The organism is Labilibaculum manganireducens (assembly GCF_963665805.2).
In the GTDB taxonomy this organism is placed as follows: Bacteria; Bacteroidota; Bacteroidia; order Bacteroidales; family Marinifilaceae; genus Labilibaculum; species Labilibaculum manganireducens.
This window is the reverse complement of the sequence record NZ_CAXXEE010000003.1, coordinates 3,905,319-3,918,801: the sequence shown is the minus strand read 5'-3', so window position 1 is coordinate 3,918,801 and position 13,483 is coordinate 3,905,319. Positions and strand designations below refer to the sequence as shown.

Annotated in this window: 8 protein-coding genes; 7 read left to right on the top strand and 1 reads right to left on the bottom strand. The window is 36.8% G+C overall.

Annotated features, from left to right (window positions below; genetic code table 11):
* Window positions 1-4,266, top strand: a complete 4,266-nt coding sequence (rpoC, locus tag ACHZAX_RS15085; RefSeq protein ID WP_101308767.1) for a DNA-directed RNA polymerase subunit beta' — start codon at window positions 1-3, stop codon at window positions 4,264-4,266.
* A 130-nt stretch (window positions 4,267-4,396) separates the two neighbouring features.
* Window positions 4,397-4,720, top strand: coding sequence for a DUF3467 domain-containing protein (locus tag ACHZAX_RS15080; protein WP_101308766.1), 324 nt, complete (start codon window positions 4,397-4,399; stop codon window positions 4,718-4,720).
* 85 nt (window positions 4,721-4,805) lie between these two features.
* Here ACHZAX_RS15080 and ACHZAX_RS15075 read toward each other — a convergent pair whose 3' ends face one another.
* Complete coding sequence (locus tag ACHZAX_RS15075; RefSeq protein ID WP_101308765.1) at window positions 4,806-6,236, bottom strand: carbon starvation CstA family protein; 1,431 nt, start codon at window positions 6,234-6,236, stop codon at window positions 4,806-4,808.
* 534 nt (window positions 6,237-6,770) lie between these two features.
* Between ACHZAX_RS15075 and ACHZAX_RS15070 the strand changes: the two genes are divergently transcribed.
* From ACHZAX_RS15070 to ACHZAX_RS15050, 5 genes are all read left to right on the top strand, one after another.
* A complete protein-coding gene (locus ACHZAX_RS15070; protein ID WP_101308764.1) occupies window positions 6,771-7,646 on the top strand; it encodes an electron transfer flavoprotein subunit beta/FixA family protein in 876 nt (291 codons plus the stop codon).
* A 109-nt stretch (window positions 7,647-7,755) separates the two neighbouring features.
* Window positions 7,756-8,775: an electron transfer flavoprotein subunit alpha/FixB family protein gene (locus ACHZAX_RS15065; protein ID WP_101308763.1), complete on the top strand. Its 1,020-nt coding sequence runs from the start codon at window positions 7,756-7,758 to the stop codon at window positions 8,773-8,775.
* A 65-nt stretch (window positions 8,776-8,840) separates the two neighbouring features.
* A complete protein-coding gene (locus ACHZAX_RS15060; protein WP_320019712.1) occupies window positions 8,841-10,556 on the top strand; it encodes an acyl-CoA dehydrogenase family protein in 1,716 nt (571 codons plus the stop codon).
* A gap of 258 nt (window positions 10,557-10,814) precedes the next feature.
* Entirely contained in the window at window positions 10,815-11,849 is a 1,035-nt protein-coding gene (locus ACHZAX_RS15055; protein WP_101308761.1) for an outer membrane beta-barrel protein, read from the top strand.
* 160 nt (window positions 11,850-12,009) lie between these two features.
* Window positions 12,010-13,233 (top strand): OprO/OprP family phosphate-selective porin, encoded by a 1,224-nt coding sequence (locus tag ACHZAX_RS15050; protein WP_320019711.1) that lies wholly within the window; start codon window positions 12,010-12,012, stop codon window positions 13,231-13,233.
* Window positions 13,234-13,483 lie beyond the last annotated feature (250 nt).

The window sequence follows — 13,483 nt, the reverse complement described above, 5'->3', positions numbered from 1 at the left end:
ATGGCATTCAGAAGAGATAACAAAGTAAAGAGTAGTTTTACAAAAATCTCTATCAGTCTCGCTTCTCCGGAAGAGATCTTAGAAAGATCCAGTGGTGAAGTTTTAAAGCCTGAAACCATCAACTATCGTACTTATAAGCCAGAACGCGACGGGTTATTCTGTGAAAGAATTTTCGGTCCTGTAAAAGATTATGAGTGCCATTGTGGTAAATACAAACGAATCCGATACAGAGGAATTGTTTGTGACCGGTGTGGTGTTGAGGTAACCGAGAAAAAGGTTAGACGTGAGCGAATGGGACACATTCAATTGGTCGTACCTGTTGCCCACATTTGGTATTTTAAGTCGTTGCCAAATAAAATAGGTTACCTTTTAGGTTTACCTACTAAAAAGCTTGATTCTATTATTTACTACGAAAGATACGTAGTAATTAATGCGGGAATTAAAGCGGCTGACGGAATTAAATACCTTGATTTCCTTACAGAAGAGGAATATCTTGATATTATTGATGAATTACCTGCAGATCAGCAGCATCTTGATGATGATGATCCAAATAAATTCATCGCGCAAATGGGTGCTAACGCTTTATTTAGTCTTTTAGCCCGTTTGGATCTTGACGCTCTTTCTTATGATTTGCGTCATAAAGCAAATACTGAAACTTCTCAGCAACGTAAAAATGAAGCTTTAAAAAGACTTCAGGTTACTGAGTCTTTCCGCGAATCACAAGGAGTAAATCGTCCTGAATGGATGATTGTTAAAGTTGTTCCTGTAATTCCACCGGAATTGCGTCCTTTGGTTCCATTGGATGGTGGTCGTTTTGCAACTTCCGATTTGAATGATTTGTACAGAAGAGTTATCATCCGTAACAATCGTTTAAAAAGACTTATTGAAATCAAAGCACCCGAAGTAATCCTTCGAAATGAGAAGCGTATGCTTCAGGAAGCTGTTGATTCATTATTTGATAATTCCCGTAAATCAAATGCAGTTAAGACTGAAAACAACCGTCCGCTTAAATCACTTTCAGATTCATTGAAAGGTAAGCAAGGTCGTTTCCGTCAAAACTTATTGGGAAAGCGTGTTGATTACTCTGCACGTTCGGTAATTGTTGTTGGACCTGATTTGAAAATGCACGAATGTGGTTTGCCTAAAGATATGGCGGCTGAGCTTTATAAGCCATTTGTTATTCGAAAATTGATCGAACGCGGTATCGTAAAAACAGTAAAATCGGCGAAGAAGATTGTTGATCGTAAAGATCCTGTTGTTTGGGACATTCTGGAGAATGTACTAAAAGGACATCCGGTTCTTCTTAACCGTGCTCCTACTCTTCACCGTTTAGGTATTCAATCATTTCAACCTAAGCTGATTGAAGGAAAAGCAATTCGTTTGCATCCTTTAGCATGTACAGGTTTTAATGCGGATTTTGATGGTGACCAGATGGCGGTTCATTTGCCTTTAGGTAATGAAGCTATTTTGGAAGCCCAAATGCTGATGTTGTGTTCTCACAATATTTTGAACCCTGCTAATGGTGCACCGGTAACTGTTCCTTCTCAGGATATGGTACTTGGATTGTATTACATTACCAAGGCACGAAAAGGTGGTAAAGGGGAAGGATTAAGCTTTTACTCAGCAGAAGAAGCAATGATTGCTTACAATGAAAAAGCAGTTGATCTTCACAGTCAGATTAAAGTAAAAGTTAAAGATCTAAATGAGAACGATGAATTAGTTGATACAATAGTTGAAACAACCATCGGTAGAATCATTTTGAATGAAGCAACTCCTCTTGGAGCAGGTTTTATTAATCAATTGATTACTAAAAAAGCATTAAGAGATATTATTGGATTTATTTTCAAGAAATGTGGTGTACATGCGTGTGCCAACTTCCTTGATGATATTAAAGATCTGGGATATCTTAAAGCTTTTGAAGGTGGATTATCGTTTAACCTTTCTGATGTTACGGTACCTGAAGAAAAAGAGGCTTTAGTAGCTGATGGTTATGCTCAGGTGGAAGAGGTGTTGAGTAACTACAACATGGGTTTCATTACGAATAATGAGCGTTACAATCAGATTATTGATATTTGGACGCATGTTAATGCGAACCTTACTCAAACTTTGATGACTCAGTTGGCTGATGATAATCAGGGATTCAACTCTGTTTATATGATGCTTGACTCAGGAGCTCGTGGATCTAGAGAACAGATTCGTCAGCTGGGTGGTATGAGGGGATTGATGGCCAAGCCACAAAAATCCGGTGCTACAGGAGGTCAGATTATTGAAAATCCAATTCTTTCTAACTTTAAGGAAGGTTTGTCAGTTCTTGAGTACTTTATTTCAACTCACGGTGCTCGTAAAGGTTTGGCGGATACGGCTCTTAAGACGGCTGATGCAGGATACCTGACCCGTCGATTGGTTGATGTAGCACAAGATGTTATTATCAACGAACAGGATTGTGGTACTTTACGTGGACTTACGACTGCGGCAATTAAAAATCAGGAAGAGGTTGTAGCTTCATTGTTTGAGAGATTGCTTGGTAGAACTACTGTACATGATATTTTCCATCCTATTTCAGGTCAATTGATTGTAGAAGCAGGTGAGGAAATAACAGAAGAGATTGCCCAGCAAATTGAGAATTCTCCGATTGAAAAAGTGGAAATCCGTTCTGTATTAACTTGTGAGTCGAAACGAGGAGTATGTGCAAAATGTTATGGACGTAATCTGGCAACTGGTATAGCTGTTCAAAAAGGAGAAGCTGTTGGTGTTATTGCAGCTCAGTCTATTGGAGAGCCGGGAACACAGCTTACGCTTCGTACTTTCCACGTAGGGGGTACAGCAGGTAACACTTCTGCAGAGAATTCTGTTGTATCTAAATACAATGGTTACGCTGTGTTTGATGAGTTACGTACTGTTGAGTACAAAAATGAAGACAATAAAAAGTACGATGTTGTTATCGGTCGTTTGGCTGAATTACGTATTGTTGATAGAAATACCAATATTACATTAACAACACATACAATACCGTACGGATCTAAATTGTACATTAAAGATGGTCAGGATGTTAAGATAGACGATCTTCTTTGTGAGTGGGATCCATACAATGCAATGATCATTACTGAGTTTTCAGGAAAAGTTTCATTTGATAATTTGATTGAAGGGATTACTTTCAGTCAGGAATCTGATGAGGCAACAGGTTTTGCTGAAAAAGTAGTAATAGAATCAAAAGATAAAACGAAAAATGCCGGGGTTAAGATTTTAAATTCCAAAGGGGATGTTTTAAAATCGTACAATTTACCAGTAGGTGCTCACGTTTCTGTAGCTGAAGGTGAAATGGTTTTGGCAGGTCAGTCGTTGGTAAAAATTCCAAGAGCTGTTGGTAAAGCTGGTGATATCACCGGTGGACTTCCAAGGGTGACTGAGTTATTCGAGGCACGTAATCCTTCTAATCCTGCTGTAGTTTCAGAGGTTGACGGAGAGATTAGTTTCGGAAAAATTAAGCGTGGTAATCGTGAAGTTATCGTTACAACCAAAGGAGAAGATGTTAGAAAGTATTTAGTACCACTTTCAAGACAAATTCTTGTACAGGAAAACGATTATGTAAGAGCTGGAACTCCATTATCTGATGGTGCAACAACTCCTGCTGATATTCTTGCGATTAAAGGACCAACCAAAGTACAGGAATATATCGTGAATGAAGTTCAGGATGTATACCGTATGCAGGGTGTGAAGATTAACGACAAGCACTTTGAAATTATCGTTCGTCAGATGATGCGTAAGGTAATTATCGATGACCAGGGAGATACAAGATTCCTTGAAAAGCAAATTATCGATAAAATGGCTATCATGGAAGAAAATGATGAAATTTTCGGTAAGAAAGTTGTTGTTGATGGGGGAGATTCAGAAGAATTGAAACCAGGAATGATTGTTACTTCTAGAAAACTGAGAGATGTTAACTCAGTATTGAGAAGAAGAGACCTGAAACTTGTTGATGCTCGTGATGCAATTCCTGCAACCTCTACTCAGATTCTGCAAGGTATTACCCGTGCGGCTCTTCAGACTAAGAGTTTTATTTCAGCTGCTTCTTTCCAGGAAACAACAAAAGTTCTTAATGAAGCTGCAATCAGCGGTAAAATTGATAATCTTGAAGGTTTGAAAGAGAACGTAATTTGTGGTCACCTTATTCCTGCAGGTACTGGTTTAAGAGAGTACAGGGATATAGTTGTTGGCGCAAAAGCTGAATACGAAAAACTGTTAGATTCTAAGTCTAGAGAATATTAAGAGTTATTCTAAGCTATATAAAGGGTGTTTTCAATTTGAAAACACCCTTTTTGTTTATCTATTTAATCGGAATAGGGAATATTTTCATAATTTAGCAGGAAGACAAATTTTTTAATTATAAAAAACAATCATGAACGATAAAAAACAATCTAATCAAATAGATATTCAATTGAAGGAAGATGTTGCTCAGGGAACTTATTCAAACCTTGCCGTAATAACTCATTCCAGTTCAGAATTTGTTGTAGATTTTGTGAGAATCATGCCGGGAATTCCAAAAGCTGATGTTAAATCACGAATTATACTTACACCAGAACATGCAAAGAGACTGATGCTGGCTTTACAAGATAATATTCGAAAGTTTGAATCGCTTCATGGAGCGATAAAAATTGAAGAAAACCACGGACCACAAGGTACTGTTATGCCTATGGGATTTGGTCCTACAGGTGAGGCCTAGAAGTGATAAATTAATTTGAACCGGAAAACAGCTGCTGTTTTCCGGTTTTTGTCATTTGATTTGGCTTGTAGTAACATTAGTTGTTTTATTTTTTATTGCTGTGAACAAGAAACCAGATAAATATTGAACTTGCAATGAGTATCCCTAGCAGAATTCCTAATTGTGAGTCTAGTGCAAGGCCGCCATTTTTGTTTGGTGCAACTAATAAATAGGTAAAGCATATTGCAGTCATAAAAAAGGCTGGAATACTAAGGAGTAAATGATTTTTGCCATTCTTAGCCAAATACATAGCGGCTGTCCATAACATAACCATAGAAAGGATTTGGTTGGATAAACCCAGATATTTCCAAATGGTAGAAAACTCAAGTTGAGACAGTATAAATCCAAGAGTGAATAGAGGTATCGATACTAACAATCTGTTTTTTATCGATTTTTGATTGTAGTTAAAGATATCAGCTATTGTAAGCCGGGCACTTCGAAATGCTGTGTCACCCGTTGTAATAGGGCAAGCAATTACTCCAATAATTGCGAATATTGCTCCCGTTTTTCCCAGCCAGGTATTGCATATTTCATTAACAATCCAGGCAGGATTGTGACCGGAAGAGATTGTAGAATTTAATTCACCGGTATCACCAAAGAAGTTCATGGCGGCAGTAGCCCAAATAATAGCAACGATTCCCTCAGCAATCATCGCTCCATAAAATACAGGTCGCCCAAAACTTTCCTTTTTCATACAGCGGGCCATCATTGGTGATTGGGTGGAATGAAATCCTGAAATGGCACCACAGGAAATTACGATAAACATCATTGGATATAGTATATTCTGTGTGGGATTTACATGGAGATTTTTTAATTCTCCAAATGATATTTCATTCAATATTAAAGCTCCTGATGCACTTTTGAAAATCATTATACCGGCTATACTTACGGCCATCAGCAACAATGCGAATCCAAAAAGAGGATAAATTTTACCGATAATTTTATTAATTGGCAGTAGAGTAGCAAGAAGATAATATGCAAATATTCCATAAAGCCACCAGTTTAGACCACCTCCGGTAAAATCAGTGAGTAATCCTGCAGGACCGGTTACGAAAGCCACACCAACAAATAAGAGTAGTAAGATTGTGAAAATCCGTATAAAATTCTGAATGCCGGAGCCTAAATATTTACCAACGATCTCAGGAAGGCTGGCTCCTTCGCTCCGAATGGAAAGCATACCCGAAAAATAATCATGGCTGGCTCCCATAAATATACATCCTAAAACAATCCAAATATATGCAATGGGTCCATACATGGCTCCTAAAATAGCTCCAAAAATGGGTCCCAAACCTGCAATGTTTAGAAATTGAATGGTAAACATTTTCCAGGTTGGCATGGGGATAAAATCAACACCGTCTTCCAGTCTGACAGCTGGAGTTTTAATTGTGTCATCAGCACCGAAAACTTGTTCGATAAATTTACCATAGAAAATGTACCCAAGTATTAATGCCAAGATTGCACTTAAAAATGTAATCATGTTTTTTAATCTTATTTATTTAAACAAATTTAAAATTTTAATTGAAATACTATTTCATCGATAGTAAAGAGTCATAAGTTGTAAATTTTTTTCACGTATATCCGGATGGCAGATTGACAAAAAGAAATTTAGATTCGAAGAGTTTTGGTTCAAGTTGGTAATGGAATTTAAAGTCATTACAGGGAAAATATGCAAAAATGTCGAATTATTTCTAAGAAAAATAATTTTGTGGCATTGTCAATTATTTGATTATTAGGATATTGTAATTGTGATGAGTGGTTCTAAAATTTGTTTTTTTTTGACGAATAACACCTGTTGTGTAACTCGCAATCTAGATTTGTTTTAAGTACTCTAATCTTTATATTTGCTAATCTCTGATTTTGAGAAATTCAATCATTTTGGAGCAAACCTGAATAAGGAAATATTAATTAGTGATTTGATGATTTATTTAGCTTGGAGAATTACGCATAGGTAGTTTGAAAATAAGTTTTGTATAAATCTGAATTAGTTACAGATGTTAAAATAGATATTACAATGAAAGGATTAAAAATTGTTGTTCTTGCTAAGCAGGTTCCCGATACCAGAAATGTTGGGAAGGATGCGATGAAAGCTGATGGAACCGTGAATAGAGCTGTATTGCCAGCTATCTTCAATCCTGAAGATTTAAATGCACTTGAGCAAGCGTTGCGTTTGAAAGATAAGTACCCTGGGACAGAAATAACACTTTTAACTATGGGACCTGGCAGAGCAGCCGAGATTATTCGTGAAGGTCTTTACCGTGGTGCTGATAATGGAATACTTTTATCGGATCGTGCTTTTGCTGGTTCTGATACATTGGCAACTTCTTATGCTCTTTCTTGTACCCTAAAAAAAATGGGTAAAATTGATATTATTATTGCAGGTCGTCAGGCAATCGATGGAGATACCGCTCAGGTAGGTCCTCAGGTAGCCGAGAAACTGGGATTTCCTCAAATTACATATGCTGAAGAAGTGGTATCAGCAGAAAAAGGGAAAATCGTAATTAAACGCCGTTTAGAGCGTGGTGTTGAGACTGTAGAGGGAACTTTACCTATGGTGGTAACAGTAAATGCTTCAGCTCCTGAGTGTCGTCCGCGAAATGCTAAATATGTAATGAAATACAAGCATGCCAGAGCTGTTTCTGAAATGCAGAATGCTGATGAAGATTACATCTTGTTGCACAACAACCGTCCTTATTTGAATATTGGCGAATGGAGTGTAAATGATATCGAAACTAAAGCAGAAGAGCTTGGTTTAACTGGATCTCCTACAAAGGTAAAAGCTATTGAAAATGTAGTTTTTCAAGCAAAAGAGGCTAAAGTTCTTGAGCCAACTGATGCTGATATGGGTGAATTAATGAAAGAATTAATCGCTAACCATACCATCGGATAGCAGTTAACAAGGTTACAGTTACCGGTTTCCAGTCGTCAGTTATTTTTACACTGTACACTGTTTACTGATTACTGTTCTCTGTAAAAGTGGAATTTAAAAAATTGAAACCGTGAACAACGTATTTGTATATTGTGAAATAGAAGAGGGACAGGTTGCAGATGTAAGCCTTGAACTTTTAACCAAAGGTCGAAAACTAGCTGACGATTTAAAATGTGAGTTGGAAGCTATCGTAATTGGAGCCGACCTTAAAGGTGTTGAGAAGCAGATTATGCCTTATGGTGTGGATACTGTATGGATTGCCAGTGATAAGCGTTTGTATCCTTACACTACATTGCCTCACACATCAATTATTGTGAAATTATTCGGGGAAGAAAAACCGCAGATTGCCTTGATGGGTGCTACCAGCATTGGCCGTGATTTAGGTCCTCGTGTATCTTCAGCTCTTCATTCAGGTTTAACTGCTGATTGTACCAGTTTGATTATTGGTGATCATGAAGACAAGAAGAACAACAAAGTATATAAGGATTTATTGTATCAGATTCGTCCTGCTTTTGGAGGAAATATTGTAGCTACAATTGTCAATCCTGACTGTCGTCCTCAGATGGCTACTGTTCGTGAAGGAGTAATGAAGAAAGAGATTCTTTCGGATGCTTACAAAGGAAAAGTGAAACAGCTCGATGTTGAGAAGTATGTAAATGCTGAAGATTTTATAGTGAAAGTTATTGAGCGTCATATGGAGGCTTCAAAAGTAAACATCAAAAATGCAGGTATTATTATCGCAGGTGGTTACGGTGTAGGTTCCAAAGATAACTTCGATAAATTGTATGAATTAGCTGATGTTATTGGTGCAGAAGTTGGTGCTTCCCGTGCTGCTGTTGATGCTGGTTATGCATCTCATGAGCGTCAAATTGGACAAACAGGTGTTACTGTTCGTCCTAAACTATATATTGCCTGCGGTATTTCGGGGCAGATTCAGCATACTGCAGGTATGGAGGAATCCTCAATGGTTATTGCAATTAATACTGATAAGAATGCACCAATAAACAATTTTGCTGACTATATTATTACCGGTGATATTGCTGATGTGATTCCAAAAATGATTAAGCAGTACAAAGAAAACACTAAGTAAGAAACCTGTTTAAGGTAATGGTGTTCGCTAATCGCTTTAATTTTTAACAAAAAACATCCAAAGAAATGGCTAATTTCTATAACGATAATGATGATTTGAAGTTCCACTTGGATCATCCTTTAATGAAAAAAATTGTTGCCCTTAAAGAGCGCAACTTCGAAGATAAAGAAACATATGATTATGCTCCTCTTGATTTTGAGGATGCAATGGATTCTTACGATCGAACACTGGAAATTGTAGGTGAGATTTGTGGAGATATTATCGATCCAAATGCTGAAAGTGTTGATCAGGAAGGACCAAGAGTTGAAAACGATCGTGTAATTTATGCAAGAGGAACACAAGAGAATCATGATGCTTTAACAAAAGCTGGTTTGATCGGAATGAGCTTGCCTCGTGAGTATGATGGGTTGAATTTCCCGTTGGTACCTTACGTAATGGCTGCGGAATTGGTATCTCGTGCAGATGCTGGTTTTGCTAATATCTGGGGTCTTCAGGATTGTGCTGAAACAATTCATGAATTTGCTTCGAAGGAGCAAAAAATGAATTACTTGCCGCGTTTTGCCAAAGGAGCAACTGCCGCTATGGATTTAACTGAGCCGGATGCAGGTTCCGATTTGCAGGCTGTTCAATTAAAAGCTACTTATAATGCCAAAGAAGATCAGTGGTATTTAGATGGTGTGAAACGATTCATTACCAATGGTGATGGTGAGGTTGCATTGGTTTTGGCTCGTTCTGAAGAGGGAACCAATGATGGTCGTGGCTTGTCTATGTTTATTTACGACAAAAAGCACATGGCTGTTAAAGTTCGTCGTATCGAGCACAAAATGGGTATTATCGGATCTCCTACTTGTGAGTTGGTATTTACTCATGCTCCTGCCGAATTGGTGGGAGACCGCAAGATGGGATTGATCAAATACGTAATGTCATTAATGAATGGTGCGCGTTTAGGTGTTGGTGCTCAATCGGTAGGTATTGCAGAAGCTGCATATCGTGAAGGTTTGGCATATGCTAAGGAACGTCGTCAGTTTGGTAAGGCAATTATTAAATTTCCAGCTGTTTACGAAATGTTGACCAATATGGAGGCGAAGTTGAATGCTTCCCGTTCCATGTTGTATGAAACATGTCGTATGGTTGATGTTTACAAGTGTTACTACCATATCTCCCAGGATCGTTCTTTGGATAAGGATGAGAGAAATGAGATGAAGAAGTACCAAAAAATTGCTGATGTACTGACTCCAATGTTGAAATTATTTGCATCGGAGTATTGTAATCAAATTGCTTACGATTCATTGCAGATTCATGCTGGTTCGGGTTACATGAAAGATTACCCGATTGAGCGTTTGGTGCGTGATGCCCGTATTACGAATATTTATGAAGGAACATCTCAGTTACAGGTTGTTGCAGCTGTTCGAGGGGTTACAACTGGTCAGTATCTGGCTCAGATCAAAGATTACGAAGCTTCTGATTTAAACCCACAATTGGAGTATATCAGAACTATGCTTAAAGGAATGACTGAGCAGTACGAAAAGGCAGTAGCCAAGGTTAGTGAGATTAATGCATCAGCAGATCATAACGATTTTATGGATTTCCATGCTCGTCGTTTGGTTGAAATGGCTGGTTATATTATAATGGGATATCTTACTTTATTGGATACAACCCGTGACGATAAATACCATGAGTCATGTGAAGTTTATGTGAAAATGGGTAAGTCGGTTTGTGCTGGTCACCTTGATTACATTTTAAACTCAGATTTGAAAGACTTAGGTATTTTCAAAAAATAAAACCTAAACAAATTATAGATAACGGAAGTTCCTTAAGTGGGAGCTTCCGTTTTTTTTTGTTTATCTACGCGAAGTAAAAGAATTACCCGTATGTACAAAGGTGTTTCAACCGTGTTAATTTTTCGTTAAGCCGAATTAACGTTTATTTAAAACATTTAAGAGTGCGACTTCTAAGAAAGGAATTAGTTTTGCCGTCAGTTATTAAGAAAATGTGTCGACTTAATTGCAAAAAAATTACATACTACTAAAACAAACCAAATGAAAAGGAAAAAATTATTAATTGGTGCTATAGCATTATTCTTAGGATTTACTGCTGCAGCACAGGATAAGGCAGAGTTTACGCCATCAGGAGAAGTGAATGGTAAAGTGTTCTTTAACTATCATTACGATATGACTAAAGGAACAGAAAAAGAAAGCAGCTTCGAAATTAAAAGAGCTTACTTTGGATACGATTACAATATTGCAAAAGAATTGAAGGCAAGTATTACACTTGATGTTGATAAAAATGACGGCGGTAGTGATTATACCGTATTTCTTAAGAAAGCTCAATTGGAGTGGAAAGCTTCTTCAGCAGTAAAAGTTTCTTTAGGTATGATTGGTACCGTTCAGTTTTCAGATCAGGAAAGTTTTTGGGGATATCGTTACATCATGAAATCATTTAACGATGAATATGGTTTTGGATCGAGCGCTGACCTGGGGATTAAAGCAAATTTTAAATTAAGTGATTCTTTTTCTGCAAATGCATTTGTTATTAATGGTGAAGGCTATAAGAAAGTGCAGGACGATGATGGAAAACAAAGAGTGGGAGCAAGTCTGATTTATCAGAATAAGGGTTTGATTGCAAAAGTATATGGTGATGTAAATTCAGCCAAAACAACAGTTGCCGGAGGAACAGAAAAAGATGTTACTGCTTCGGCTTTAGCAACATTTATTGGATATAAATTTTCAGATAAATTTAGATTAGCAGCAGAATATAACTTGTTGACCAATGGAACTAAGTATTCAAAGGTTTCAGATAATCATAATTTAGAAGGCTTGTCGTTTTATTCAACCTATACTTTTGATAAGAAATGGGAAGTGTTTGGAAGGTATGATTACCTAACTTCTAATACTTTGGAGGGAGAAACTGAAAAATGGAATCTTTCTAATAATGGTAACGCAATAACAACAGGTGTTCAGTATGCACCGGTAAAAGGTGTTAAAATGGCTCTAAACTATCAGGGATTTATGAAAAAGGATTCTGCTTCGGAAGACAACTCAATGGTATACGTAAATCTGGAGTTCAAATTCTAAGAGAAGAGATTGATGTTATGATATTGAAAGACTGCCTTTGGGTGGTCTTTTTTGTTTTTGATTTAAACTCATCAGGTATTATTTATTATTAGTCTAATAAATCTATTTGTTAAATTTACATTCTGAAAAAACACTGTACTAATCTTTACCAATACCCAAAATGAAAAAACACTATTTATTAATTTTTTGCCTGCTGCTTGTTTCAGGGCGTTTATTTTCGCAGGATGTTAATGATTTAAAGTTAAGAGTCGAAAAAGGATCCATACAAATGGCCACTGATGACGGACAGTTTAAATTTGGAATAGGAGGTCGTATATTTATGGATGCTGCAGCTTATTTTGATGATAAAACAGATTTGGGAAGCGGAAGTGAAATTCGGGATGCTCGTTTGCTTTTTAAAGCTACAGTTTGGAAAAACTGGGATGCAAAAATAAACATTGGTTTCGATGGAGGCAATGCTTCTCTTAAGGATGTATTTCTTCAATACAATGTCAACAAGAATAGTTTTTTTAGAGCAGGACATTTTTTGGAACCATTTGGAATCGAACAAACAGAGAGTTCCAAAACAATTAAGTTTATGAATTTTTCAAGTACTGTTGAAGCATTCAGGCCGGGGCGAAATTTAGGAGTTTCCTACGACAGATGGGGCAAAAATTATTATTGGGCTCTTGGATTGTTTGGCAGTGATGTAAATAATACTGTAAGCAATCAAGATGAAGATTTTGGCATCACGTCAAGATTAGTTGTTTCTCCCTTTCATAAAGAAAATATAATGCATTTTGGTTTGTCTGGAACGTTTAGATCTGTAAATCCTGTTACTGTTGAAACGAACAGTGGGTATGGATATTCATCTACCGAGACAACAAGGTCAGTAAGGTATCGTTCAAGAGCAGCAACACACATTGAAGGCCGTCGGTTCATTGATGTTACAGTGGATAATGCTGAATCTCAATTCAAATTTGGAATCGAAATGATTGCCGCTTCGGGTCCTGTTGCATTTCAGTCCGAATTAATTAATTCCAAGGTGAATGTAAAAAAGGATTATTCATCTGATAAAGATTACAAAGCCAAAGGTTGGTATATGCAATTCGGTTTTTTACTTAAAGGTGGTAATTATAAGTACAATATGAAATCTGCCCGTTTGGCTAAGCCTGAACCCGGATCATTGGAATTACTGGCTAGAGTAAATGAGACTGATTTAAATGACGAACATGCTTTTATAAGAGGTGGAAACCAAAAGGATATTTCTTTGGGGTGTACTTGGTATGTAAATCACAATGTGTTGATGAAATTGAATTTTACGAATGTTGATTTAGATGAAAATGCATTGAATGGAGAAGAGAATTTTAATATGATTCAAACTCGCCTGCAGTTTTCATTTTAAACAAAATTATTTCGAATTCTTAAGAACAAAAGTATAAGCCTGATTTACAATCAGGTTTTTTTGTTTCTTCATCCGGTTAAAGCTTAGTAAGATTTTATATGTTTTTTATTTGCTTTTTATTTGCTTTCTAGTTGTCATACCAATTTAATTTCAAAACAGACTTTAATTAAAATGAATTAATTTTTAGCTGTATCGAGGCAAAAAAGTAAAGCATAGGTATGTTACGATGCATCTTTTTTAACGAAAATAT